30 protein-coding genes are annotated in these 23,180 nt (G+C 64.8%); 1 reads left to right on the plus strand and 29 read right to left on the minus strand.

Going from position 1 to position 23,180, the window contains the following annotated elements; translation table 11 throughout:
- Positions 1-109: 109 nt before the first annotated feature.
- The 29 genes from rpsK to AC5RUF_RS06275 form a co-directional block, all read right to left on the minus strand.
- The gene (gene rpsK, locus AC5RUF_RS06135) at positions 110-511 is read right to left on the minus strand and encodes a 30S ribosomal protein S11 (RefSeq protein WP_049829160.1); all 402 of its coding nucleotides are present in this window, start codon (positions 509-511) and stop codon (positions 110-112) included.
- Positions 512-577: 66 nt separating this feature from the next.
- The gene (gene rpsM, locus AC5RUF_RS06140; protein ID WP_055239373.1) at positions 578-955 is read right to left on the minus strand and encodes a 30S ribosomal protein S13; all 378 of its coding nucleotides are present in this window, start codon (positions 953-955) and stop codon (positions 578-580) included.
- A gap of 199 nt (positions 956-1,154) precedes the next feature.
- Positions 1,155-1,268: a 50S ribosomal protein L36 gene (gene rpmJ, locus AC5RUF_RS06145; RefSeq protein WP_012397712.1), complete on the minus strand. Its 114-nt coding sequence runs from the start codon at positions 1,266-1,268 to the stop codon at positions 1,155-1,157.
- Between the two features lie 84 nt (positions 1,269-1,352).
- Entirely contained in the window at positions 1,353-1,574 is a 222-nt protein-coding gene (gene infA, locus AC5RUF_RS06150) for a translation initiation factor IF-1 (RefSeq protein ID WP_055239372.1), read from the minus strand.
- A gap of 311 nt (positions 1,575-1,885) precedes the next feature.
- Complete coding sequence (gene map / locus AC5RUF_RS06155; RefSeq protein WP_493996329.1) at positions 1,886-2,710, minus strand: type I methionyl aminopeptidase; 825 nt, start codon at positions 2,708-2,710, stop codon at positions 1,886-1,888.
- A 60-nt stretch (positions 2,711-2,770) separates the two neighbouring features.
- On the minus strand, positions 2,771-3,343 hold the full coding sequence (locus AC5RUF_RS06160) for an adenylate kinase (RefSeq protein WP_493996330.1): 573 nt from the start codon (positions 3,341-3,343) through the stop codon (positions 2,771-2,773).
- Complete coding sequence (secY, locus tag AC5RUF_RS06165) at positions 3,340-4,650, minus strand: preprotein translocase subunit SecY (RefSeq protein WP_493996331.1); 1,311 nt, start codon at positions 4,648-4,650, stop codon at positions 3,340-3,342. The genes AC5RUF_RS06160 and secY overlap by 4 nt, the downstream gene beginning before the upstream one ends.
- 246 nt (positions 4,651-4,896) lie before the next feature.
- Positions 4,897-5,352: a 50S ribosomal protein L15 gene (gene rplO / locus AC5RUF_RS06170; RefSeq protein ID WP_493992000.1), complete on the minus strand. Its 456-nt coding sequence runs from the start codon at positions 5,350-5,352 to the stop codon at positions 4,897-4,899.
- A 1-nt stretch (position 5,353) separates the two neighbouring features.
- Positions 5,354-5,566 carry a 50S ribosomal protein L30 gene (gene rpmD / locus AC5RUF_RS06175; RefSeq protein ID WP_493996332.1) on the minus strand — a complete coding sequence of 71 codons (213 nt, stop codon included), beginning with the start codon at positions 5,564-5,566 and terminating at the stop codon, positions 5,354-5,356.
- Positions 5,566-6,243, minus strand: a complete 678-nt coding sequence (rpsE, locus tag AC5RUF_RS06180; RefSeq protein WP_227903839.1) for a 30S ribosomal protein S5 — start codon at positions 6,241-6,243, stop codon at positions 5,566-5,568. The genes rpmD and rpsE overlap by 1 nt, the downstream gene beginning before the upstream one ends.
- Before the next feature lie 29 nt (positions 6,244-6,272).
- Complete coding sequence (rplR, locus tag AC5RUF_RS06185; protein ID WP_493996333.1) at positions 6,273-6,656, minus strand: 50S ribosomal protein L18; 384 nt, start codon at positions 6,654-6,656, stop codon at positions 6,273-6,275.
- Positions 6,657-6,658: 2 nt separating this feature from the next.
- Positions 6,659-7,195: a 50S ribosomal protein L6 gene (gene rplF / locus AC5RUF_RS06190; RefSeq protein WP_493996334.1), complete on the minus strand. Its 537-nt coding sequence runs from the start codon at positions 7,193-7,195 to the stop codon at positions 6,659-6,661.
- A gap of 18 nt (positions 7,196-7,213) precedes the next feature.
- Complete coding sequence (rpsH, locus tag AC5RUF_RS06195) at positions 7,214-7,612, minus strand: 30S ribosomal protein S8 (RefSeq protein ID WP_146361106.1); 399 nt, start codon at positions 7,610-7,612, stop codon at positions 7,214-7,216.
- Positions 7,613-7,702: 90 nt separating this feature from the next.
- On the minus strand, positions 7,703-8,272 hold the full coding sequence (rplE, locus tag AC5RUF_RS06200; protein WP_493996335.1) for a 50S ribosomal protein L5: 570 nt from the start codon (positions 8,270-8,272) through the stop codon (positions 7,703-7,705).
- Positions 8,272-8,631, minus strand: coding sequence for a 50S ribosomal protein L24 (rplX, locus tag AC5RUF_RS06205; protein WP_227912806.1), 360 nt, complete (start codon positions 8,629-8,631; stop codon positions 8,272-8,274). The genes rplE and rplX overlap by 1 nt, the downstream gene beginning before the upstream one ends.
- Positions 8,632-8,634: 3 nt before the next feature.
- A complete protein-coding gene (gene rplN, locus AC5RUF_RS06210) occupies positions 8,635-9,003 on the minus strand; it encodes a 50S ribosomal protein L14 (RefSeq protein ID WP_055239356.1) in 369 nt (122 codons plus the stop codon).
- A 400-nt stretch (positions 9,004-9,403) separates the two neighbouring features.
- On the minus strand, positions 9,404-9,709 hold the full coding sequence (gene rpsQ / locus AC5RUF_RS06215) for a 30S ribosomal protein S17 (RefSeq protein WP_146361100.1): 306 nt from the start codon (positions 9,707-9,709) through the stop codon (positions 9,404-9,406).
- Positions 9,706-10,035 (minus strand): 50S ribosomal protein L29, encoded by a 330-nt coding sequence (gene rpmC / locus AC5RUF_RS06220; protein WP_269437386.1) that lies wholly within the window; start codon positions 10,033-10,035, stop codon positions 9,706-9,708. The genes rpsQ and rpmC overlap by 4 nt, the downstream gene beginning before the upstream one ends.
- 2 nt (positions 10,036-10,037) lie before the next feature.
- Complete coding sequence (gene rplP / locus AC5RUF_RS06225) at positions 10,038-10,454, minus strand: 50S ribosomal protein L16 (RefSeq protein ID WP_146361096.1); 417 nt, start codon at positions 10,452-10,454, stop codon at positions 10,038-10,040.
- Positions 10,455-11,282, minus strand: a complete 828-nt coding sequence (gene rpsC, locus AC5RUF_RS06230) for a 30S ribosomal protein S3 (protein WP_055239352.1) — start codon at positions 11,280-11,282, stop codon at positions 10,455-10,457.
- Positions 11,283-11,648 (minus strand): 50S ribosomal protein L22, encoded by a 366-nt coding sequence (gene rplV / locus AC5RUF_RS06235; protein ID WP_227912804.1) that lies wholly within the window; start codon positions 11,646-11,648, stop codon positions 11,283-11,285. It abuts the gene before it with no gap.
- 38 nt (positions 11,649-11,686) lie between these two features.
- Complete coding sequence (gene rpsS, locus AC5RUF_RS06240) at positions 11,687-11,968, minus strand: 30S ribosomal protein S19 (RefSeq protein WP_104052734.1); 282 nt, start codon at positions 11,966-11,968, stop codon at positions 11,687-11,689.
- Positions 11,969-11,980: 12 nt separating this feature from the next.
- Positions 11,981-12,820: a 50S ribosomal protein L2 gene (gene rplB / locus AC5RUF_RS06245; protein WP_493997513.1), complete on the minus strand. Its 840-nt coding sequence runs from the start codon at positions 12,818-12,820 to the stop codon at positions 11,981-11,983.
- A 30-nt stretch (positions 12,821-12,850) separates the two neighbouring features.
- A complete protein-coding gene (gene rplW / locus AC5RUF_RS06250; RefSeq protein ID WP_066295939.1) occupies positions 12,851-13,156 on the minus strand; it encodes a 50S ribosomal protein L23 in 306 nt (101 codons plus the stop codon).
- Positions 13,153-13,767 carry a 50S ribosomal protein L4 gene (rplD, locus tag AC5RUF_RS06255; RefSeq protein ID WP_493997514.1) on the minus strand — a complete coding sequence of 205 codons (615 nt, stop codon included), beginning with the start codon at positions 13,765-13,767 and terminating at the stop codon, positions 13,153-13,155. The genes rplW and rplD overlap by 4 nt, the downstream gene beginning before the upstream one ends.
- Positions 13,768-13,771: 4 nt before the next feature.
- Positions 13,772-14,428, minus strand: coding sequence for a 50S ribosomal protein L3 (gene rplC / locus AC5RUF_RS06260; RefSeq protein ID WP_493997515.1), 657 nt, complete (start codon positions 14,426-14,428; stop codon positions 13,772-13,774).
- A gap of 16 nt (positions 14,429-14,444) precedes the next feature.
- Positions 14,445-14,753 (minus strand): 30S ribosomal protein S10, encoded by a 309-nt coding sequence (gene rpsJ, locus AC5RUF_RS06265; protein WP_146361073.1) that lies wholly within the window; start codon positions 14,751-14,753, stop codon positions 14,445-14,447.
- A gap of 530 nt (positions 14,754-15,283) precedes the next feature.
- The gene (locus AC5RUF_RS06270) at positions 15,284-15,415 is read right to left on the minus strand and encodes a hypothetical protein (RefSeq protein ID WP_493997516.1); all 132 of its coding nucleotides are present in this window, start codon (positions 15,413-15,415) and stop codon (positions 15,284-15,286) included.
- 47 nt (positions 15,416-15,462) lie between these two features.
- Complete coding sequence (locus tag AC5RUF_RS06275) at positions 15,463-20,796, minus strand: hypothetical protein (RefSeq protein WP_494130020.1); 5,334 nt, start codon at positions 20,794-20,796, stop codon at positions 15,463-15,465.
- Positions 20,797-21,383: 587 nt separating this feature from the next.
- Here AC5RUF_RS06275 and aroA point away from each other — a divergent pair.
- Positions 21,384-23,180, plus strand: a 1,797-nt coding sequence (aroA, locus tag AC5RUF_RS06280; RefSeq protein WP_494130021.1) for a 3-phosphoshikimate 1-carboxyvinyltransferase, incomplete at its 3' end; no start/stop codon positions are given.

The following is a 23,180-nucleotide window of genomic DNA, read 5'->3' on the forward strand; positions in this document are numbered from 1 at the left end:
TTCCGCGGGCGTCTTGGACGGCTAACAGCCACGTGCCCGGGACCGGAGCCCCGGCGGGCAGGCCACCAAAGTGGATTGCCCGCCGGGGAAACCGGAACCGAATGACTGATTAGACGCGGCGGCGCTTCGGGGGACGGCAGCCGTTGTGCGCGCTCGGGGTGACGTCCTGAATGGAGCCAACCTCCAGGCCGGTGGCCTGCAGCGAACGGATGGCGGTCTCGCGACCGGAGCCCGGACCCTTCACGAAGACGTCGACCTTGCGGACGCCGTGCTCCTGTGCGCGCTTTGCGGCAGCTTCAGCAGCCATCTGAGCAGCGAACGGGGTGGACTTACGGGAGCCCTTGAAGCCAACCTCACCGGCGGAAGCCCATGAGATAACAGCACCGGACGGGTCCGTGATGGACACGATGGTGTTGTTGAAGGTGCTCTTGATATGCGCCTGGCCGAGCGCGATATTCTTCTTATCCTTGCGACGCGGCTTGCGGACCGCTCCACGAGTCTTGGGGGGCATTACTTCTCCTACAAAGAGTTTGGTTTAGGTGGCCCGGATTCGGGCCGTGGCCGTCAGACCGCTGGTTTAGCGGCCGGCCTTCTTCTTACCGGCAACGGTGCGCTTCGGGCCCTTGCGGGTACGAGCGTTGGTCTTCGTGCGCTGACCGTGCACGGGCATGCCACGACGGTGGCGGATACCCTGGTAGCTGCCGATCTCGACCTTGCGGCGGATGTCGGCGGCCACCTCACGGCGGAGGTCACCCTCAACCTTGAAGTTGCCCTCGATGTAGTCACGCAGCTGAACGAGTTCAGCGTCGGTGAGGTCCTTGACGCGAGTGTCCGGGCTGATGCCGGTCTCTGCAAGGGTCTGCTCTGCACGGGTCTTGCCCACGCCGTAGATGTAGGTAAGCGCAATCACTACCCGCTTTTCGCGGGGAATGTCAACGCCAGCGAGACGTGCCATATCGGCGGTTCTCCTTTGGTTATTACCGGAGGTCTGAAGCAGTGCGTCCCTGTTGCCAGGTCCCCGGCCTCCGTACCGGGGGTATGCGTTACGCGTATTGACGCTGCACTGCCATATTCAATTAACTACGCGTGGGCTGATCCCTGTGTAAGGGGCCCTCAGGCCGTCGTCCTTCCGGACTCCGGCGCAGAGCGGCTGATTAGCCCTGGCGCTGCTTGTGGCGCGGGTTCTCGCAGATCACCATGACTCGACCGTTACGGCGAATCACCTTGCACTTATCGCAGATCTGCTTGACGCTCGGCTGGACCTTCATGGTTTTCCTTTGCGTGGTTGCAGGGTTGAGCTTCAACGTGCGGCAGGCCGGCAGGGCCGGTCCGCAGTCCGTCTTGCAGCGGGTTTATTTGTAGCGGTAGACGATACGGCCCCGGGTGAGGTCGTACGGGCTAAGTTCCACTACAACGCGGTCTCCGGGGAGGATGCGAATGTAGTGTTGACGCATCTTTCCCGAGATGTGTGCGAGCACAATGTGGCCGTTGGCCAGCTCAACGCGGAACATCGCGTTGGGCAGGGCTTCGTTGACCGAGCCCTCAATCTCAATGACGCCGTCTTTCTTGGCCATATCCTCCGCTAACGTCTGTGCCTCCGGCTTGCGCCGGAAACGGTTTCTCGATTGTGGTTCCTCCACGGTGTTCCGCCGCCGCGTGCGGTGCACAGGGCATCGACGTCGGGCAATCCGGGCACGAATGTAGAGACAACCAACAGATAACTCTACGGGAAGAGGCCCCATAAGTTAAATCACGCCCGGTGTCCAGTTCAAGCGTCCAGTTCAACGGAAGGTGTCCGGCCTGCCGCCTCCCACTCTCCTTGGTATGCCGCAGGCCCCGTTCCGGGAGGGAACGGGGCCTGCGTGCCAGGCGCGGGGCCTGTCGGTTACGGGACGGGTACCGGCGTGACGCCGAGCGGCTCGAGCCGGGAGGCCCCGCCGTCGGGCGCGGTCAGTACCCAGATCCCCTTCTCGTGGATGGCCACGGAATGCTCCCACTGGCTGGAGCGACTGCCGTCCTCGGTGATGACCGTCCAGTCATCGTCCAGGGTCCGGGTGGTGATCTTGCCCCGGACCAGCATGGGTTCGATGGCCAGGCACATGCCCGGGCGCAGCTTCGGGCCGTTGTGCCCGGTCCGGTAGTTCAGGACGTCCGGAGCCTGGTGCATCTCGGTGCCGATGCCGTGGCCGACATAGTCTTCCAGGATGCCCAGGCGCTTGCCCGGGACGCCGCTGACGTAGTCGTCCACGGCGTTGCCGATGTCGCCCACGAACCTGCCCTTGGCGGCCGCGGCGATGCCGTGCCACATGGCGTTCTCGGTGACGTCGGAGAGCCGCTGGTCCTCCGGATCAGGGGTTCCCACAATAACGGTGCGGGCGGAGTCCGAGTGCCAGCCCCGGACCACGGCACCGCCGTCAATGGAAATGATGTCGCCGTCCTGCAGCACCCGGTCCCCCGGGATGCCGTGGACAACTTCCTCGTTCACGGAGGTGCAGACCGTGGCGGGGTAGCCGTGGTAGCCAAGGAAATTGGAGGTGGCTCCCTTTTCCTGAAGTACCGCTGCGAATAGTGCGTCGATCTCGCGGGTGCTTACCCCTACCTGGGCGGCCTCCACAGCGGCATCCAGCGCGGAGATCAGCACGAGGCCGGCTTCACGCATGATGCGCATCTGTTCGTTTGTCTTGTACTGAATACGGGGCTGGCCGAACATGGGTCTTCTAACTTTCTAGCGGTTTTCTTCCGGCGCTGGGCCCAGCACCGGGCCGGCGTCTCAGCGCAGGCCGTTCAGCGCTTCCATAACACGCTCGGTGACTTCGTCGATGGCGCCCAGGCCGTCCACGCGGGTGACGATCCCCCGGTCCTCGTAGCGGGCGACGACGTCGGCCGTCTGCTGCGTGTAAAGGTCCAGCCGGTGCCGGATGACGTCTTCGGTGTCATCGCTGCGGCCTTCGAGCTCGGCACGGCGGAGCAGGCGCGCCACCAGTTCGTCGTCGTCGGCCGTCAGCAGCAGCACCGCGTCAAGCTTCTGGCCCTTGCCGGCCAGGATGTCGTCCAGTTCCTCGACCTGCGCCACGGTGCGCGGGTAACCGTCGAGCAGGAAGCCGGGTTCGACGTCGTCCTCCTGCAGGCGGGAGCGGACCATGCTGTTGGTAACGCTGTCCGGGACAAAGTTGCCGGCGTCGATGTACTTCTTTGCCTCAACGCCCAGCGGGGTGAGTTCCTTGACGTTGGAGCGGAAAATGTCTCCGGTCGATATTGCCGTGACACCGAGGCGCTCCGAAATCCGGGCGGCCTGAGTTCCTTTACCGGCCCCGGGAGGTCCGATAATGAGCATTCTTGTCATCGCAATAACCCTTCGTAGTGACGTTGCTGGAGCTGTGCGTCAATTTGCTTAACCGTTTCCAGTCCCACACCAACCATGATGAGGATTGACGTTCCGCCGAACGGGAAGTTCTGGTTGGCTCCAACCACTACCAGAGCAATCAGCGGGATCAGGGCGACAAAGCCCAGGTACAGGGCGCCGGGCAGCGTGATCCGTGAGAGGACATACTGCAGGTACTCGGCGGTGGGGCGGCCGGCCCGGATGCCGGGGATGAAGCCGCCGTATTTCTTCATGTTCTCCGAAACCTCGTCCGGGTTGAACGTGATGGAGACGTAGAAGTACGTGAAGAAGACGATCAGGAGGAAGTAGACCGCCATGTACAGCGGGTGTTCGCCGCTGACCAGGTGGTTGTTGATCCAGACAACCCAGCCGGCCGGGGATCCGGTGCTCGGGGTGTTGAACTGGGCAATCAGCGTCGGCAGGTACAGCATGGAGGACGCGAAGATCACGGGGATCACGCCGGCCATGTTCACCTTGATCGGAATGTAGGTGTTGGTTCCGCCCACGGTCCGCCGGCCCACCATGCGCTTGGCGTACTGCACCGGGATACGGCGCTGCGACTGCTCCACGAGCACCACCAGGGCAACCACGAGGATGCCGATGCCCAGGACGCCGAGGAAGACGGTCCAGCCCTTGGACGTGATGATGGCACCCAGTGCGCTGGGGAAGGAAGCGGCAATGGAGGTGAAGATGAGCAGGGACATACCGTTGCCCACGCCCTTCTCCGTGACCATCTCGCCCATCCACATGATGACGCCGGTGCCGGCCGTCAGCGTGATGATCAGCAGGAGGATCGTGATGAGGCTCTGGTCCGGGACGATGTCATAGGGGCACTGGTTGCCGAAGAGGGCGCCGGTGCGGGCCAGGGAGACCACAGTGGTGGCGTTGAGCAGGCCCAGCGCGATGGTGAGGTAGCGGGTGTACTGGGTCAGCTTGGACTGTCCCTGCGCACCTTCGTCATGCAGCGCCTGGAAGTGCGGAATGACCACGCGGAGCAGCTGCACGATGATGCTGGCCGTGATGTACGGCATGATCCCGAGCGCGAAGATGGAGACCTGCAGCAGGGCGCCGCCGCTAAAGAGGTTGACGAATTCATATATGCCACCCGAGGTGGCACCCAGAGCCAAGCACTGCTGCACATTGCCGTAGTCAACACCCGGGGCCGGGATAAAAGCACCCATGCGGAAGATAGTGATGATACCCAGCGTAAACAACAGCTTGCGTCGCAGGTCTGGCGTCCGGAAAGCCCGGCCAATAGCGCTAAGCAAGCGTCCTCCTGAAGTTTGGAAAGTCCCATGCGGACTTGTGACAGAAACAGAGTCTAGCCGCTCCGACCCCGTACTGCGTTAACGGCGTACGGGTCGCGGCAGTTGCCTTAAACGAAACTGAACCCCCGGCGGACCGTTCGCCGGTCCGCCGGAAGTTCAGGGGTAAAACTGTGGATCGTGCACCCCTCCCCTGCCGGCACGCTGTACGCGTCCGGCCGGGGAGGGAAACAGACCCGCCACGAAGTCTTAGACCTCGGTGGTGGATCCGCCTGCTGCGGCGATCTTTTCTGCGGCGCTGGCGGAGAAGGCGTTGGCCTGCACATCAACCTTGACGGTGATGTCGCCGGAACCGAGAACCTTGACGGGCTGGTTCTTGCGAACCGCACCCTTGGCAACCAGTGCTTCGATGGTCACGGCGCCGCCTTCGGGGAACAGCTCCGAGATCTTGTCCAGGTTTACAACCTGGAACTCGACCCGGAACGGGTTCTTGAAGCCGCGCAGCTTCGGCAGGCGCATGTGCAGCGGCAGCTGCCCGCCTGCGAAACCGGCCTTGACCTGGTAGCGGGCAGCCGTACCCTTGGTACCGCGGCCAGCCGTCTTACCCTTGGAACCTTCACCGCGGCCTACACGGGTCTTGGCCGTCTTGGCACCGGGTGCCGGACGCAGGTGGTGGACCTTCAGAGTTTTGTTATCTTCGGGCATGTTACTTCGCCTCCTCAACCTTCACGAGGTGCGGAACCGTGTTGATCATGCCAACGGTCACGGCGTCTGCAGTACGGACGACGGTGTCGCCGATGTGCTTCAGGCCCAGTGAACGCAGCGTGTCGCGCTGATTCTGCTTACCACCGATGGTGGACTTGATCTGAGTGATTTCCAGCCGTGCCGAGCTAACGGCAACGTTCTTCGGAGTCGTCATCAGGCACCTGCCTTCTGCATGTTGCGGAGCATCGCGGCGGGAACAACCTCGTCCAGCGGCAGGCCGCGGCGGGCAGCCACTGCCTGGGGCTCTTCGAGGCGCTTCAGCGCGTCAACCGTGGCGTGCACGATGTTGATCGCGTTGGAGGACCCGAGCGACTTGGACAGAACGTCGTGGATACCGGCGCATTCGAGGATGGCGCGGACCGGACCACCGGCGATAACGCCGGTACCCGGGGAAGCCGGACGCAGCAGGACAACGCCTGCGGCAGCTTCACCCTGGACGAGGTGCGGGACGGTTCCACCGATGCGCGGGACGCGGAAGAAGGACTTCTTGGCTTCTTCGACGGCCTTCGCGATAGCGGAGGGAACTTCCTTTGCCTTGCCGTAGCCAACGCCGACCATGCCGTTGCCGTCACCGACAACTACGAGGGCGGTGAAGCTGAAGCGACGGCCACCCTTGACCACCTTGGCAACGCGGTTGATGGTAACGACGCGTTCAATGAACTTGTCCTTATCATCGTTGCGTCCGCCGTCGCGGCCACCGCGGCCACCGCGTTCGCCGCGGCCTCCACGGTCGGAGCGCTGCTCGCCGCGACGTCCGCCGCGGCGGTCGTCGGTACCGGTTGCTGCGGCTTCCTTGGTCTCAGTTGCCTCAGCAGCTGTAGCTTCAGTCACCTGATTTTCCTTTTCCTTGTTTACCTCGGTCACAGTGCCAGCCCACCTTCACGTGCGCCGTCTGCAACTGCGGCAATGCGGCCGTGGTAGCGGTTACCACCGCGGTCAAAGACAACGGCTTCGACGCCGGCGGCCTTGGACCGCTCAGCGACGAGCTCGCCGACGCGCTTGGCCTTGGCGGTCTTGTCGCCGTCCAGTGCACGCAGATCCGCTTCCATGGTGGAGGCGGAAGCCACGGTTACGCCGCGGGTGTCATCGACAACCTGGACGAATACGTGGCGGGAAGAGCGGTTAACCACCAGGCGGGGACGTGCCTCGGTGCCGGAAATCCGCTTGCGGATACGCAGCTGGCGACGGCTGCGCAGGGCAGACTTGCTCTTGCTGTTTCGCTTCTTATTGATGCTGATGGCCATGGTTACTTACCAGCCTTTCCGACCTTGCGGCGGACAATCTCGCCGGCGTAACGAATACCCTTGCCCTTGTAGGGGTCGGGCTTACGCAGCTTGCGGATGTTGGCCGAAACCTCGCCCACCTGCTGCTTGTCGATACCGGACACGGTGACCTTCGTCGGGCCAACCACGGTCAGCGTGATGCCTTCCGGGGCCTTGACGGGGACCGGGTGGCTGTAGCCCAGGGCGAACTCGAGGTCCGAGCCCTTGGCCACTACGCGGTAACCGGTACCAACGATTTCCAGATCCTTCTTGTAGCCCTCGGTCACGCCGGTGATCATGTTGCTGATCAGCGTGCGGGTCAGGCCGTGGAGGGAGCGGGATTCACGCTCGTCGTTCGGGCGGGTAACGGTGATGATGCCGTCTTCCAGGGAAGCCGTGATCGGGCTGGGCACAGTGTGGCTCAGCTCGCCCTTGGCGCCCTTGACGGACACAACGTTTCCGTTGATGGCGATATCTACTCCGGCAGGAACCGGGATGGGCAGACGTCCAATACGTGACATTTTTCTTTCCCTTCCCTGCTACCAGACGTAGGCGAGGACTTCCCCACCTACACCCTTCTTGGCGGCCTGGCGGTCGGTCAGGAGACCTGACGACGTCGACAGGATTGCGATACCCAGACCACCGAGCACGTGCGGCAGGTTGGTGGACTTCGCGTAAACGCGCAGACCGGGCTTGGAGATGCGGCGAACACCGGCGATGGAACGCTCGCGGTTCGGACCGAACTTGAGGTCCAGGGTCAGCTTCTTGCCGACCTCGGCTTCTTCTTCCTTCCAGCCGGCGATGTAGCCCTCGGCCTTCAGGATGTCAGCAACGCGCGCCTTGAGCTTGCTGTAGGGCATAGACACGGAATCGTGGTATGCCGAGTTTGCATTGCGCAGACGCGTGAGCATATCTGCGACAGGATCTGTCATTGTCATTTGGGCTCTTGCCCTCCCTCGTAACGGTTTCCTGCAGGAGTCCCGTGCGGCACTGCCTCACGGTTATCCGTCGGACCTGTTACGTAGTAATTAATCTTCGGATTTGAACGGGAAGCCGAGCGCCTTCAGCAGCGCGCGTCCCTCGTCATCGGTCTTTGCGGTGGTAACCACGGTGATGTCCATGCCGCGTACGCGGTCGATCTTGTCCTGATCGATTTCGTGGAACATCGACTGCTCGGTCAGACCGAACGTGTAGTTGCCGTTGCCGTCGAACTGCTTGCCGTTCAGGCCGCGGAAGTCACGGATACGGGGCAGGGCCAGGGTGACCAGGCGGTCAACGAACTCCCACATGCGGTCGCCGCGCAGGGTAACGTGCGCGCCGATCGGCATGCCTTCGCGCAGCTTGAACTGTGCGATGGACTTGCGTGCCTTGGTGACCTGGGGCTTCTGGCCCGTGATCTGGGTGAGGTCCCGGACCGCACCGTCAATGAGCTTGGAGTCCTTGGCGGCATCTCCAACACCCATGTTCACGACCACCTTGACGAGGCGGGGAACCTGGTTGACGTTTGCGTAGTTGAATTCGTCCTGCAGGGTCTGCTTGATCTCCGCTGCGTAGCGGGTCTTCAGACGGGGAACGATCTTGGTGACAGTCTCAGTCATTAGAGGTCCTTCCCAGAGCCCTTGGCCACGCGGATACGCACAGTGCGCTCACGGCCATTCTTTTCGACGGTTTCAGTGCGGAAGCCAACGCGGGTCGGCTTCTTGGTCTCCGGGTCGACAACTGCGACGTTGGAAACGTGGATCGGGGCTTCGACAACCTCGATGCCGCCGGTCTTGGAACCGCGGGAGGACTGGCCAACCTTGGTGTGCTTGGTGACGCGGTTGATGCCTTCAACGAGAACGCGGTTGCTCTCGGGGAAAACCTTCAGAACCTTGCCCTGCTTGCCGCGGTCTCCGCCGCGCTCAGCCTTTGCACCGGTGATGACCTGAACCAGGTCACCCTTCTTGATCTTTGCCATGGACTACAGCACCTCCGGAGCCAGCGAAATGATCTTCATGAACTTCTTGTCGCGAAGTTCGCGGCCGACCGGCCCGAAGATACGGGTACCGCGGGGGTCGCCGTCGTTCTTCAAGATCACTGCAGCGTTCTCATCGAACTTGATGTAGGAACCGTCCTGGCGGCGGCGTTCCTTCTTGGTACGGACGATGACGGCCTTGACCACGTCGCCCTTTTTGACGTTGCCGCCGGGAATTGCATCCTTGACGGTGGCAACAATGGTGTCGCCAATGCCTGCGTAGCGACGGCCGGATCCACCGAGAACGCGGATGGTCAAGATTTCCTTGGCACCCGTGTTGTCGGCGACCTTCAGTCGCGACTCCTGCTGAATCACTTATTACTCCTGTCGTCGCGCCGGTTCTCAGATTTGAGCCTTGCGGAACGGATATGGGTGGACCCCGTAATACTGGTACTCAACGCCGGTGGGGCCGGCCGCACGCCAGTGCGGACCGCCTTGGAAGCGTCGAACAAGATTATCGGGCTTTTGTCTCATTCGGCGGTGAGGAATCAGGGCCGTAACCGGTCCGGAACCGTAGAGGTTTCCGGTCGTATTCAGGACACACTTCCGCACCACACAGACAAGATTTCAAGTTTATCGCGAAAAGGCCCCGGAAGCGAAATCGAAGACGATAACGCGGCCGGGGCCCTCACGCTGTGGACGGTGCCGGCGTGTCCCTGGAGCCGTTCAGCTCCTGGCACACACCGGCGGGCCGCCGGTAGGTCTTACTACTAGGTTACTTGGCCTTCTCGAGGATCTCGACCAGGCGCCACCGCTTCGTAGCGGACAGCGGCCGGGTCTCGGCGATCAGTACGAGGTCGCCGATACCGGCGTCGTTCTGCTCGTCGTGGGCCTTGCGCTTGGAAGTCCGGCGGATAACCTTGCCGTAAAGGGCGTGCTTCACGCGGTCTTCAACCTCGACAACGATGGTCTTGTCCATCTTGTCCGAGACCACGTAGCCGCGTGCGGTCTTCCGGTACCCGCGGGCATCGGCGCCGTTTGCGTCAGTTGTCACTGCTGCCTCATTCTTGTTTTCGCTCATTTGGCATCATCCTCAGCGACCTTGGCTTCAGATTCAGACTCAGTAGCCTTCTTCTTGGACTTCTTCGGTGCCTCGGGTGCTGCTTCCTCAACGGGAGCGGCAACCTCGGGACGAATGCCCAGCTCGCGCTCACGCAGCACCGTGTAGATGCGGGCGATATCGCGCTTGACTGCACGCAGACGACCGTGGTTTTCCAGCTGGCCGGTGGCCGACTGGAAGCGGAGGTTGAACAGCTCCTCCTTGGACTTGCGCAGTTCCTCGACGAGACGGTCCTTATCGAAGCCGTCCAGCTGCTCAGTTGTCAGCTCTTTTGATCCAACTGCCATTTCTATTCACCACCCTCGCGACGCACAATGCGTGCCTTCAACGGCAGCTTATGGATCGCCAGGCGCAGGGCCTCACGAGCTACCTCTTCGGAAACACCGGAGAGTTCGAACAGAACCCGCCCCGGCTTGACGTTTGCAACCCACCACTCCGGAGAACCCTTACCGGAACCCATGCGGGTTTCGGCCGGCTTCTTCGTCAGCGGACGGTCCGGATAAATGTTGATCCAGACCTTTCCGCCACGCTTGATGTGGCGTGTCATGGCAATACGTGCAGCTTCAATCTGGCGGTTGGTGACGTATGCAGGCGTCAGAGCCTGGATACCCCACTCGCCGAAGCTGACGGCAGTGCCGCCGGTTGCAGCGCCGGAGCGACCCGGGTGGTGCTGCTTACGGAACTTGACTCGACGTGGGATAAGCATTTAAGCCTGTCCTCCTTCTGCTGCGGGGGCAGCTGCCTCAGCGGCCGGAGCCTCTGCAGCAGGCGCGGCGGCCTTGTCGCCACGGTCGTTGCGACGACGACGGTCGCCACGGTCGGCCGGGCCGCGGCCCGGACGGTCGTTGGAGCGTCCGCGGGACGGTGCAGCAGCCTGCTGTGCAGCCAGTTCCTTGGAGGTAACGTCGCCCTTGTAGATCCAGACCTTGACGCCGATACGGCCGAACGTGGTCTTGGCTTCGAAGAAGCCGTAGTCGATGTTCGCACGCAGGGTGTGCAGGGGCACACGGCCTTCGCGGTAGAACTCCGAACGGCTCATTTCAGCGCCGCCCAGGCGGCCGGAGCACTGGATACGGATACCCTTGGCGCCTGCACGCTGTGCGGACTGGATGGCCTTCTTCATCGCACGGCGGAAAGCCACGCGGGAAGAGAGCTGCTCTGCAACACCCTGGGCAACAAGCTGTGCTTCCATCTCGGGGTTCTTGACCTCGAGGATGTTCAGCTGGACCTGCTTGCCGGTGAGCTTTTCCAGCTCGCCGCGGATGCGGTCCGCTTCGGCGCCGCGGCGGCCGATCACGATGCCCGGACGTGCGGTGTGGATATCCACACGGACACGGTCACGGGTGCGCTCGATCTCAACCTTGGCGATGCCGGCGCGGTCCATGCCGGTGGACATCAGCTGACGGATCTTGATGTCCTCGCGGACGAAGTCCTTGTAACGCTGGCCCGGCTTGTTGCTGTCAGCAAACCAGTGCGATACGTGGTCAGTGGTGATGCCGAGTCGGAACCCGTGCGGGTTTACCTTCTGTCCCACTTAGCGTTCCTCCTCGTTCGTAGGGGTTGCGACTACCACGGTGACGTGGCTGGTCCGCTTGTTGATGCGGTAGGCGCGGCCCTGGGCACGCGGCTGGAACCGCTTCATGGTGGGTCCTTCATCAACGAATGCTTCGCTGATGTAGAGGTCACCTTCGTCGAAGGCCACGCCGTCACGGTCCGCGAGGACACGTGCATTGGCCATAGCCGACTGAACTACCTTGAATACCGGCTCCGAAGCTGCCTGGGGGGCAAACTTCAGAATTGCCAGAGCCTCATTCGCTTGCTTGCCACGAACAAGGTTGACGACGCGCCGGGCCTTCATAGGCGTTACGCGGATATGACGCGCAATTGCCTTGGCTTCCATTGCTTTCCTTCTCTCGTCTTCTGCCGAAAGAGCAGCGCCTAGCGGCGCTTGCCCTTGCGGTCGTCCTTCACATGGCCGCGGAATGTCCGCGTCAGAGCGAATTCGCCGAGCTTGTGCCCGACCATCGACTCGGTGACAAACACCGGAATGTGCTTACGTCCGTCGTGTACGGCGATCGTGTGCCCGAGCATGTCGGGGATGATCATCGAACGGCGGGACCACGTCTTGATGACGTTCTTGGTGCCCTTTTCGTTTTCGGCAGCTACCTTCAGGAACAGGTGCTGGTCGACGAAGGGGCCTTTCTTCAGGCTGCGTGGCATGTTTCCAGGCTCCTATCGCTTGTTCTTGCCGGAACGACGGCGACGCACAATGAGGTTGTCGCTCTCTTTATTGGGGCGGCGGGTACGGCCCTCAGGCTTACCGTTCGGGTTGACCGGGTGGCGTCCACCGGAGGTCTTACCTTCACCACCACCATGCGGGTGGTCAACCGGGTTCATGGCGACACCGCGGACGGTCGGGCGAACGCCCTTCCAGCGCATACGGCCGGCCTTGCCCCAGTTGATGTTGGACTGCTCGGCGTTGCCGACCTCGCCAATGGTGGCGCGGCAGCGGACGTCAACGTTGCGGATTTCTCCGGAGGGCAGACGCAGCTGGGCGAAGCGGCCTTCCTTGGCAACGAGCTGAACAGAAGCACCGGCGGAGCGGGCCATCTTGGCGCCGCCGCCCGGACGCAGTTCAACTGCGTGGATGACGGTACCAACGGGGATGTTGCGCAGCGGCAGGTTGTTGCCGGGCTTGATGTCAGCCCCGGCGCCGGCCTCTACGAAGTCGCCCTGCTTGAGCTTGTTCGGAGCAATGATGTAACGCTTGGTGCCATCAACGTAGTGCAGCAGCGCGATGCGCGCGGTACGGTTCGGATCGTATTCGATCTCGGCAACGCGAGCGTTGACGCCGTCCTTGTCGTGGCGGCGGAAGTCGATCAGACGGTACTGACGCTTGTGTCCACCACCCTTGTGCCTGGTCGTGATCTTACCGGTGTTGTTACGGCCGCCCTTCTTGGGCAGCGGACGTACCAACGACTTTTCCGGCGTCGACCGCGTGATTTCGGTGAAGTCGGCTACGCTCGAGCCGCGACGGCCCGGGGTAGTCGGCTTGTATTTACGGATTCCCATTATTTATTCCTCGTTAAAGTGGTCTCCGCCCTAGCTGAGCGGACCGCCGAAGATGTCGATTGTGCCGTCCTTGAGGGTGACAATGGCGCGCTTGGTGCTCTTGCGCTGTCCCCATCCGAACTTGGTGCGCTTGCGCTTACCGGCACGGTTGATGGTGTTGATCGAGTCGACCTTGACGGAGAAAATCTTCTCCACGGCCAGCTTGATCTCGGTCTTGTTCGAGCGGGGGTCGACCAGGAAGGTGTACTTACCTTCGTCGATCAGGCCGTAGCTCTTTTCCGAGACGACGGGTGCAAGCACTACGTCGCGCGGGTCCTTAGCGGTGGTCGCGCTCACTTGGCGTCCTCCTTGACAGTGTTCTTGCCGACGAACTCGTCGTAGGCAGCCTTGGTGAAGACCACGTCGTCGGCAACAAGCACGTCGTAGGTGTTCAGCTGATCTACGTAGATCACGTGAACTTCCGGGAGGTTGCGCACGGACAGTGCAGCAACATCGTTGGCGCGCTCGATAACAACGAGCAGGTTCTTGCGGTCGGAAACCGAACGCAGGGCGCTCAGTGCGTCCTTGGTGGAAGGCTTGGTGCCTTCAACCAGGGATTCGAGGACGTGGATACGGCCGTTGCGTGCCCGGTCGGACAGGGCGCCGCGCAGTGCAGCAGCCTTCATCTTCTTGGGGGTGCGCTGGCTGTAGTCACGGGGCGTCGGTCCGTGGACAACGCCGCCGCCGGTCATGTGAGGCGCACGGATCGAGCCCTGGCGAGCCCGGCCGGTGCCCTTCTGCTTGAAGGGCTTGCGGCCTGCACCGCTAACCTCGGCGCGGGTCTTCGTCTTGTGCGTACCCTGGCGGGCGGCTGCAAGCTGAGCAACTACCACCTGGTGGAGCAGCGGTACGTTCGTCTGAACGTCGAAGATCTCTGCGGGGAATTCAACAGTGGTTTCGTTAGCCATGAGACTAAGCTCCCTTCACGGCGGTGCGTACGAGGACGACCTGGCCGCGGGCGCCGGGAACGGCACCCTTGATCAGCAGGAGCGACTTCTCGGCGTCCACACCGTGAACCGTCAGGTTCATGGTGGTGTGACGGACGGCGCCCATGCGGCCAGCCATCCGAACGCCCTTGAAGACGCGGCCCGGGGTGGATGCGCCACCGATGGAACCCGGCTTACGGTGGTTCTTGTGTGCACCGTGGGAGGCACCGACGCCGTGGAAGCCGTGACGCTTCATGACACCGGCAAAGCCCTTGCCCTTGGAGGTTCCGACGACGTCGACCTTCTGGCCGGCTTCGAACATCTCAACGGAGAGTTCCTGGCCCAGCTCATAGGTGTCGGCATCTGCGGTACGCAGTTCAACTACGTGGCGGCGCGGCGTAACGCCGGCCTTTTCAAAGTGCCCGGCCAGCGGCTTGGTCACCTTGCGCGGGTCGATCTGGCCGTAGCCGATCTGAACGGCGGTGTAGCCGTCCTTTTCCGCGTTGCGCAGCTGCGTGATGACGTTGGAGTCAGCCTGGACGACGGTTACGGGGATGAGCTTGTTGTTCTCGTCCCAGACCTGGGTCATGCCGAGCTTGGTGCCCAGCAGTCCCTTTACCTGGCGTGTAAGTGAAGTAGACATATTATCCGCTCCCCCCCTACAGCTTGATTTCGATGTTCACGTCTGCAGGCAGGTCAAGACGCATCAGCGAGTCAACGGCCTTAGGCGTGGGGTCAATGATGTCGATCAGGCGCTTGTGCGTGCGCATTTCAAAGTGCTCGCGGCTGTCCTTGTACTTGTGCGGCGAACGGATAACAACGTAAACGTTCTTTTCCGTGGGCAGCGGCACGGGGCCTACTACCGTTGCGCCTGCACGCGTGACCGTCTCAACGATCTTCCGTGCTGATACGTCGATGACCTCGTGGTCGTACGACTTCAGCCGGATGCGGATTTTTTGTCCCGCCATGGCGTCGTGCCTCTTTCTTCGAGTATTGCTCTCTGTACAGTTTTTGCGCCTAACTGCCTTGCGGCCTGGCGCCCCTCCAACAGACTGAATCCGGATGAATCCGGGTTCCTCACCCTGCCGAGGCTCCGACCCCCGCGCTCGGGCGTGTCGCGGTGATGAAACCAAACGGCGCCGAGCAAGATTAGGGGCGGGTTATATATGGGCTTTTCCCCCGAAGGATCCGCCCCTGCGCCAGGCATTATCCTGACCGGGACGCAATCTCACCACTGCCTGTTCCTTGCAGTTCAGCTTGGAACATGGGCGCGTGTGGGCACAAAAGCGCTTGAACAACTTCTCTAGTCTGCCAGACTTGGGCACGGATGGCCAATCAGCTGCCACCTGCTGCAGGCCGTCCCGGGCTTACCCGGTGCGGCCGTGCACAATCCGGCCTGGCTGTATCCGCTCCGGCCCGCAGGCTGACTGCGGCCTGCCGGCCGAAGCGGAGCGTTAACTTCCACAAGTCTAACGCAGGGCCGCGGCCTGCAGGAAACTCAGGGGCGGCCGTCCCGGTTAGCCCTGCGGATGCGCCTTGCCCGGTCGATCTCGGAACGGAAATTCTTCCGGGACCAGCGCACGCCGGCAGCGATGGCCCCCGCAAGGACGAAGAGGAGGAGAAGTTCCATCCTCCGAGCCTATCGGAGGATGGAACCCCGTGTCTGCGCTTCCGCTCTCAGGGCCGCACCCAGGGCTCCCCCGGGTCCGGCCTGCCGCCACCCGCCCCCTGCGCGGGAGGTACCGGAGGGGCAGGCGGTGCTGGCGGTGCCGTGGCCTGGGCTCCCTGCATGCTCTGCGGGGAGGGAGGTTCCGGCGGGCCGGGCAATGCTGCAGGGGCTTGGGCCGCCAGGGTCGGCCGGGGTGCCACCGGCTCCGGCGCCGGGATGGAAGAACCACCCCGAAGGCGGGACGGCGGGCCGTTCTGGGGACCGTTCTGCGGGCCGGGCTGCGGTCCGGGCTGCGGTCCGGGCTGCGGTCCGGGCTGCGGTCCGGATAGCGGGCCGTTCTGCGAGGCGCGGGAGCCATCCGGCCCGTCGGGTTCCGAGCGGACCCGGGTCAGGCGCCACACAGCGAGGGCAATTAAGCCGACGCCCAGCAGGGCCAACAGCAGGAACGTGTAGCCGCGCAGGTACCACAGCACAGCGAGCACAACGCCGGCAGCACCCCAGATAGTGAACAGGCGCCTGCTGGCAAGCAGCCCGAAGGCAAGCAGGCCCGCATGTGCCACCAGGGCCCACAGCTGCCGCCCTCCCCCGCCGCTGATGACGGTAAAGAGACCGCTGGCCGACAGGATCGCTGCAGACGCCGCCAGAACGGCCGTTCCACGCGCTTCGCGCCTGCGCAGGAATTCGTACCCCGCCAGTCCCGCCAGGACGCATGCCCAGTACTGAACGGACCAGAACCCGTCCACGCCGCCCAGCACCAACCAGGCGATCCGCTGAACGGCCAGGGCCGTGAGCAGGCTTGCAACCTGTGCAGCCGCCTCACGCCACCGGCGCGGGATCTCCGGCAAGGTCAGTGCGAGGGCAGCGACCAGGGTGAGGGAACCGGCCACCGCCGTGGAATCCGGCTCCATGGCCGGAACGGCGGCGAGCAGCAGGCCCAGGGCCGAGGCCGAGCCCAGGACCGTGGACCGGAGGCCAGCGGCTGACCCGGTGTCTGCCCCGGTCCCGGCTGCCGGTTGCCCCTCTGCCGGGGATCCCTGGCGCAGGGCCAGCGGACGGAAGGCCCGAAGCAACTGGAGCAGCAACGCCGCAACCCAGGCAGAGAGCAGGAACCGGTAGCCCGCATCGGCCGCACCCGACAGAACGGTGCGTGACAGGCCCGCGACCAGGCACACGGCGCCGGCGACGATGAAGGGCGGCACACCGAGCACCAGCCACGCACCGCTGCCGCCGGAGAGAGTGCGGGTATGCGACACGACCAGGAACACCGCTCCGGCCAGGACAAAACCCGCCGACAGGAGATACATGCTTCCCGTTGCGGAAGCGGTGACCAGGACTGTGGCCGTATAACCGGCCGCCGCGGACAGCAGCGGGGTGCGGGTGGACGCGGGCCAGGTGCCGCGGGCCTCGCCGCAGAGGGCGGCCACGGCCAGCACCAGCAGGATCAGGCCTGCAGCGTCCGCAGTGAGCACCGGTTCCGGAAGCAACCCCGCCGCCGCAAAGTCCGGCAGCCCGGAAAGGACCACGGGCAGCGCCCCCAGGGCCAACGCAGCCGGGTACAGGATCCACTCTGTGCGTGCTTCGGCAGCTGCGCGCCTGCGCACGCAGGCCACCACCGCAGCGGCAAGGAGAAGGAACAATTCCAGCGCCACCGCTCCGCGCCGGGCTTCCTCAATGGTGTGGAGGACATAGAACACGGGTACCAGGGCCAGGAGCGCCAGGCTCAGCCACAGCGAGGTTTCGGAGTAGCCGGCCGCATCGATCCTGCGGTGCAGCCCGATCCGGACCAGATGCTGCGCCGCGAGCGCAACGGCTCCGGCTATGAACAGTCCGTGCACATTGGCGCCGACGTCGGCAGCGGCGAGCACTGCCAGCAGCACCAACAGGCCTTGGACAGCCAGCACGTACAGCCCGCGGTTGGTCTGTTCGCGCCGCAGCGCGGTCCGGACCGCGTAGGCGATCCCCGCCAGGACCAGCACCTCGTAGCCGCGCAGTCCCAGCAGGCCGGCCCCCAGCGCGGCAGCAGCGGCGAACCCGGCCAGCGCCGCGGGTTCAAACCTGTCCGGAACCAGGAGGGACGTCGCCACGCTTACGGCGAGGACCATCCACAGCAACACGGGGCTCCACCCTGCCTGGCCCTCCACCGCGCGGGAAGCGGCCGTGGCAACAACCGCGGTCAGGAAGGCGGCCACCACCAGTTCCAGCCCGTGCGGAAGCGGTCGCCGGCGGCGCAGCCTGATGACGGCCGCCAGCTGGGTAAACAGCGCAACAGCAACCGTGGATGCGATGAGGAACATCAGGGTGGCCTCCCCGGCATCGGCGCGGGTCAGGACGGTGTAGGCAAAGGGCACGCCGGCCGCCGCCGCAAGCCCGCCCCACCGGCCCGCCTCGGCCAGTCCCAGGGGCTCGACCCGGCGGGCACCCAGTGTCCGGAGCACGTGCAGCAGTCCCACGGTGATGGAAAGGGCCGCAAACTCCACCTGTGTATTGCCGGTAATGTCGGCGGACACCAGCCCGGCAAGGACCACGGTCAACGTCTGCGCAGCGAGCAGGTAGGCCCCGCGGAACATAGTGCTCCGCACGGCAACCAGGCTGGCGCAGTAAGCCAGGGCAACGGCGACCAGTGCCTCATACCCGCGCAGGCCCAGGACCCCGGCCCCGACCAGTGCCGCGGCGGCGAACCCGGCCGGTGCCAGCAGCACCGGCCAGCCGCGGCGCAGCAGCAGCGCGGCCAGGACGTTGACTGCCAGGGCGCCGGCGAGGACCGCAACAGTTGCCACGCCCGCCGGGTCCTCCGCGGTCCTTACGCCGATGCTGAACAGCAGCACCGCGGCAGCAGCCCCGACGGCACTAATCGCGGACGCCGGCATTGCGGGCGCCGTCGCCGGCACCCCCTCGGGGATGTCAAAGGCCTGCCTCCGCGCCGCAGCCACTGCGTAGGCACATTGACCCACGGCTGCCGTACCGGCACCGACCAGCAGCAGGGCCACTCCGGTAACCGGCTGTGCAGCCGTGTAGGTGAGGATGTAGTAGAGCGGCGGAAGCACGCCCAGTACCGCCAGGGTGGTCCAGGTGAAGGTCCGGGACAGCGCAGCAAGACGCACGTCCAACAGGAGCCTCGCCAGGTACTGGACGGACAGGCAGACGGCCATGCCGATGAAGATCCCATGGACTCCGGCTCCGAGATCAGCAACGACCAGTGCCGTAAGGGCGGTCAGGGCCCCCTGCCCTGCCGTGATCCAGCAGGCCCGCTGCAGACCGGATACCGACCGGAGGACAAAAACAACGCAATAGCCCAGCGCCGACGCTGCCAGGAGTTCGTAGCCGCGAACGCCCAGTACACCCGCACCGATCAGCGCTGCGACGGCGAAACCGGCAGGACCGGCCGCCAGATACGGCCAGCGGGGCTGAAGCAGGGATGTCAGGATGTTTCCGGCCACAAGGATCCACAGCCCGGCAAGGGTCAAACCCTGAGCATCGTGGACCCGCAGTCCCAGGACCAGCAGGGCCGCTCCGACGGCCGCAAGGCAGACTGACGGGCCCGGAAGGAACTCGTCCTTCCCCCGGTGCAGGCGCACAGCCGAAACCATCTGGTTGGCTGCCAGGGCGCCGGCTGTAGCGAGCAGGGCCAGGACCCCCGGGCCGCCGCCCGGAACCCCCGGGCCCAGGGCCAGCGGGATCTGCGGTACCAGCGCGATGGCGGCTGCACGGGCGGCCAGTACGAAGATCGGCCGTTGTCCGGGACCGGCAGCCGCAGCGCGGACACCGAGGTAAGCCGTGAGGGCCGCTGTCACCAGGACCGCCGGCCAGAGCGACTGATCCGGTGCTGCAGCCGGAGGGACCAGGGCCAGGCCCAAGGGAACCACCACCGTGAACTCCACCGCCCCGCCGAGCTTCCACGCCGCAGCAAGGAAGGTCAGCAGAACCACGAATGCGGTTGCGGCATAAACGGCTGCGTGGTTTTCCCAGAGGCCGTGGGCGGATCCGAGGCCGGCGACCAGTCCGGTGCCGGCCTGCAGGACCAGCAGCGCTGCAACGTCCGCCCGAAAGAGCGCGCGTACACCCGGCCCGGCAGTTCGGGCCGGATTCTTCCCAAGGCTCACCGTGCCGGCTGGCGATGCCTGGACGGCAGGCTTCGCGGGCCTGCGGCCACCGTCGTCGCCACCCTCGCCATCGCCGTCCAGCGGGAGGCCCGAGACCTTTGAAGCCGCCTGCAGGAGGCCAGCCGTGCCGTACACCGGACGTCGGATCAGCACACCCGCGGTCTGGGTCGCGACCTGTACGGCGAAGGCCAGGAGCGTTGCCTGGCTGCTGCCGGTGAAGGAATAGAACAACGCGGTGAGGCCGACGGTTCCGGCGGCCCGCAGCCCGTAACTGTTGACCAGCATTTGCGGCGCAGGCCCCTGCCACAGCATAACGGCGTAGTAGCCGGCAAAACCCAGGAAAAGGACCGCCAACTGCGCAGCGCCCAGGTCCCCTGAGACGCGGACGGACGCAATTGCCGTGGCCGGAACGAGGAAGCGGTGGGACCGGACGAAAGCATCCACGTACAGGTTGTTCAACCAGCGCGGCTGCCGGACGGCGGCCATGCTGATCAGCGTTGCCAGGATCACTGTGAAGAGGAAATACCAAACGATCCCCCAGCGGAGGGCGGCTCCGGATGCCAGCCCCGAGGAAAGCAGGAAGGTGAGTGCCAGATAGGTGACCACCCTGCTGTCGAGCTTCGCGGCCGCGTAGGCGAAGGCTGCAGTACCTGCCGCGGAAGTCACCAGCCATGCGGCGGGCCCGTCATTGAGCACAAGGGTGTACAGCGCCAGCCCCACGACCGGTATCAATGCCAGCCCGGTGCCGGTAAAAGCCACTGCAGCCGGCTTCAGCCGGCGGCTGCGTGCATGTATGACCAGTCCCGAGACATAGAACAGGGCGGTGACCACGACGACGCCCAGGAACCGGGCCTGTTCCGGGATGGCAAGGCCGATGAACAGGGCAGCTGCCGCCACCAGCAGCAGGCTGGCGGAGTAGAGCGTGATGTTGATGTTGCGCAGGTCCCTCCGCCGTTTCTCCTCGCGGAGTTCGGCTTCGGTTTTGACCGGGGGTGCCGGTTTCGGTGCCGGGGAATTCGCGGATGCCGCAGGGAGGTGCCTGCCCGGCATGGCCTGTGCGGGCGGGACCGGCCCGGCGGCGTGAAGGGCCGGAGAGGACTCGACAGGGGCGGCGTGCGCGGACGCGGCCGGCGAAGAAACGACCGGAGAGGGCTCTGCCGGGCTTGGTGCCTGGGCCGCGGCGGGGCCTGCCTCCGACACGGCACCCGCTTGCGGCGTGGCAGCGGCAGTACGTGGCGGCATGGCTGGTGCCGTTCCCGGCATGCCCTGCTGCGGCGTTGCCGAACCGGGGTGCGGCGCCACCGAACCGGGGTGCGGCGCCACCGGACCCGGGTGAGGCAGCACCGGACCCGGCGGCGGCACTGCCGGTCCAGTCGGCGGCACCGCTGCTCCGGTGTGCCCGGCAGCGCTGGCGTACCCCGCCCGATAACCCTCTTCGTAGATCTGTGCCGGGGGCGGCAGTGGCCGCCCCATGCTGTCCACGCGGGCAGTTTTACGCCCCGCGGTACGGCCGACAAAGTAACTGGCCGTCACGGCAGCCAGGAAAAGCAGGAAGACCCCCATCGAACTGCTTCCTTCCGGTTGTATTGCAGCTGCAGCCCATCCTAGGGTGGTGCGCCTCACATTCCGGTTCCATTTCGCGCTTCCCGTGGATAAATCCCGGGGGGACCGGTCGGTGGCGTTCCTGTGCAGGAACAGTGGAGGCGGAGCGATTAGGTCCCGCCGGACGCCGGGAAGCCAACGGCTGTTCCGGCCCGGATACCAAGCTGATAGCGTCGGCGCACGAGGGACAGCGGCAGGCATGCAGACGACAGGAAGGCCGTGCGGCCATGTATCTTTCGGTCCTCGGAACGCACACCGGAATAAGCGGCACCGTGCAGGTTCCCAACTCCAAGTACCACGCCCACCGCGCACTGATCCTGGCCTCGCTCGCGCCCGGCACCAGCCGCATTTCCGGGCTGACAGACGCCCGCCACGTGCAGTACACAGTGGAGATGCTGCGGCAGCTGGGCACGGGCATCGAGATCGAAGACGACACTTTCGTGGTGCACGGCGGGCCGTACCGGCCGCAGCGCGCTGCCGTGTCGGCCGGCAGTTCGGGGACCACCCTGTACTTCATGGTCGGGCTGGCCGCACTCGCCGGGCGCGATGTGACCGTCACGGGGCAGAAGTACTTCCAGCGCCGGCCTGTCGGCGCGCTGCTCGCCGCCCTGCGGGAGATGGGGGTGGAGGTTGCCTCCGCCAATGACTGTCCGCCGATTTCGGTCCGGAGCGGGCGTCCGCGCGGCGGAGAGGTGCATATTGCCGGAACCCTGTCGCAGTGGGTCTCCGGACTGCTGCTGCTTGCGCCGTTCGCGCGGTCAGAGACAACAGTGGTGGTCGACGGCGAGCAGAACGAAAGCAGCTACGTCGAGTTGACGGTGGCCATGATGCGTCGTTTCGGACTGCAGGTGGATGCGTCCCCGGACTTCCGCCGTTTCCGGATTCCGCCGGACCAGCAGGCAGTCCCTGCGGACCTGAGGATGCCCCCTGACATCGGCTCCGCAGCATTCGGCGTCGCCGCAGCGGCCCTGCATCCGGCCGACGTTACCCTCGCCGGGCTGTCGTCCACGGCTGCTGCCGGTTCCGACCATCCGGAGGCGGATTTCCTGGACATGGCTGCGCAGATGGGCGTGCCGATGGACCTCGACTCCGCAGCCGGGGCAGTAAGCATACGGCACGCCGGACTGCGGCTGGACCCGGTGGAGGTGGACTGCCGCCGGGTGCCGGATATGCTTCCGATCCTCTCGGTCATGGCTTGTTTTGCCGACGGCCGCAGCGTCTTCCGCAACGTCGACCACGTACGCATGAAGGAGTCGGACCGTGTGGCCGCCATGCTCCAGCTGAACGCCATGGGGGCCGACCTCACCGTGGAGGGCTCCACCCTGGCCATCCGCGGGGTGCGCGGCCTCAACGGATCGGACCTTTCATCCTTCAACGACCACCGGGTGCTGATGTCGCTCGCTGTGGCGGCCTCTGCCGCTGAAGGGCGCAGTACCCTGACCTACCCGAATGCGTACCGGATTTCCTACCCGGAATATCTGTCAGCCATGCGGGTATTCGGTCTGCGCATGGAGGTGGAAGACGGCGTCATCCGCCGTCCCCGCCTGTCCCGGCCGGCCAGGACGGCACGCGGCAGCCGGGCCAGGACCATTGCCACTCCTGCGGCCGTGGAAGCCGCCGCCGCAGTTCCCGGGCCGGACTGGGTGCGGCGGTGGGCCGCGGAGCGACCCAACGAAACGGCAGTGGTCGACGGCGGCGCCGGATCTTCGGGGCACCTGACCTGGGCGGAGCTGGACGCGCAGGCGGACCGCGCCGCGGCGGCCCTGCTGGCACTGGACGTGCAGCCGGGGGAACGCGTGGCCTTCCAGCTGCCCAACTGCACCGAATTTGTTGTGCTGACCGTAGCTGCCCTGCGCATCGGCGCAGTTGCCGCGCCGGTCATGCCGATCTTCCGTGAGCGCGAGGTCGCGTTCGCCCTGCACCGGGCACGGGCCCGCGTTTTCGTCACCGTCCAGGACTTCCGCGGGCGCCGGCCGGCCGAGGAGCTGGCCGGGACTCTGCTGGAGCCGGACGCACCCGGACCT

It is taken from the genome of Arthrobacter sp. Y3224198 (assembly GCF_059090025.1).

What these genes read in the sequence shown, in the direction of transcription:
- rpsK (WP_049829160.1), bottom strand. Translation starts at nt 511, where the DNA reads ATGCCCCCCAAGACTCGTGGAGCGGTCCGCAAGCCGCGTCGCAAGGAT.
- rpsM (WP_055239373.1), bottom strand. Translation starts at nt 955, where the DNA reads ATGGCACGTCTCGCTGGCGTTGACATTCCCCGCGAAAAGCGGGTAGTG.
- rpmJ (WP_012397712.1), bottom strand. Translation starts at nt 1,268, where the DNA reads ATGAAGGTCCAGCCGAGCGTCAAGCAGATCTGCGATAAGTGCAAGGTG.
- infA (WP_055239372.1), bottom strand. Translation starts at nt 1,574, where the DNA reads ATGGCCAAGAAAGACGGCGTCATTGAGATTGAGGGCTCGGTCAACGAA.
- map (WP_493996329.1), bottom strand. Translation starts at nt 2,710, where the DNA reads ATGTTCGGCCAGCCCCGTATTCAGTACAAGACAAACGAACAGATGCGC.
- AC5RUF_RS06160 (WP_493996330.1), bottom strand. Translation starts at nt 3,343, where the DNA reads ATGACAAGAATGCTCATTATCGGACCTCCCGGGGCCGGTAAAGGAACT.
- rplO (WP_493992000.1), bottom strand. Translation starts at nt 5,352, where the DNA reads ATGCCCGAAGATAACAAAACTCTGAAGGTCCACCACCTGCGTCCGGCA.
- rpmD (WP_493996332.1), bottom strand. Translation starts at nt 5,566, where the DNA reads ATGACGACTCCGAAGAACGTTGCCGTTAGCTCGGCACGGCTGGAAATC.
- rplR (WP_493996333.1), bottom strand. Translation starts at nt 6,656, where the DNA reads ATGGCCATCAGCATCAATAAGAAGCGAAACAGCAAGAGCAAGTCTGCC.
- rplF (WP_493996334.1), bottom strand. Translation starts at nt 7,195, where the DNA reads ATGTCACGTATTGGACGTCTGCCCATCCCGGTTCCTGCCGGAGTAGAT.
- rpsH (WP_146361106.1), bottom strand. Translation starts at nt 7,612, where the DNA reads ATGACAATGACAGATCCTGTCGCAGATATGCTCACGCGTCTGCGCAAT.
- rplE (WP_493996335.1), bottom strand. Translation starts at nt 8,272, where the DNA reads ATGACTGAGACTGTCACCAAGATCGTTCCCCGTCTGAAGACCCGCTAC.
- rplX (WP_227912806.1), bottom strand. Translation starts at nt 8,631, where the DNA reads ATGGCAAAGATCAAGAAGGGTGACCTGGTTCAGGTCATCACCGGTGCA.
- rpsQ (WP_146361100.1), bottom strand. Translation starts at nt 9,709, where the DNA reads ATGAGCGAAAACAAGAATGAGGCAGCAGTGACAACTGACGCAAACGGC.
- rpmC (WP_269437386.1), bottom strand. Translation starts at nt 10,035, where the DNA reads ATGGCAGTTGGATCAAAAGAGCTGACAACTGAGCAGCTGGACGGCTTC.
- rplP (WP_146361096.1), bottom strand. Translation starts at nt 10,454, where the DNA reads ATGCTTATCCCACGTCGAGTCAAGTTCCGTAAGCAGCACCACCCGGGT.
- rplV (WP_227912804.1), bottom strand. Translation starts at nt 11,648, where the DNA reads ATGGAAGCCAAGGCAATTGCGCGTCATATCCGCGTAACGCCTATGAAG.
- rpsS (WP_104052734.1), bottom strand. Translation starts at nt 11,968, where the DNA reads ATGCCACGCAGCCTGAAGAAAGGCCCCTTCGTCGACCAGCACCTGTTC.
- rplB (WP_493997513.1), bottom strand. Translation starts at nt 12,820, where the DNA reads ATGGGAATCCGTAAATACAAGCCGACTACCCCGGGCCGTCGCGGCTCG.
- rplD (WP_493997514.1), bottom strand. Translation starts at nt 13,767, where the DNA reads ATGGCTAACGAAACCACTGTTGAATTCCCCGCAGAGATCTTCGACGTT.
- rplC (WP_493997515.1), bottom strand. Translation starts at nt 14,428, where the DNA reads ATGTCTACTTCACTTACACGCCAGGTAAAGGGACTGCTGGGCACCAAG.
- rpsJ (WP_146361073.1), bottom strand. Translation starts at nt 14,753, where the DNA reads ATGGCGGGACAAAAAATCCGCATCCGGCTGAAGTCGTACGACCACGAG.
- AC5RUF_RS06270 (WP_493997516.1), bottom strand. Translation starts at nt 15,415, where the DNA reads ATGGAACTTCTCCTCCTCTTCGTCCTTGCGGGGGCCATCGCTGCCGGC.
- AC5RUF_RS06275 (WP_494130020.1), bottom strand. Translation starts at nt 20,796, where the DNA reads ATGCCGCCACGTACTGCCGCTGCCACGCCGCAAGCGGGTGCCGTGTCG.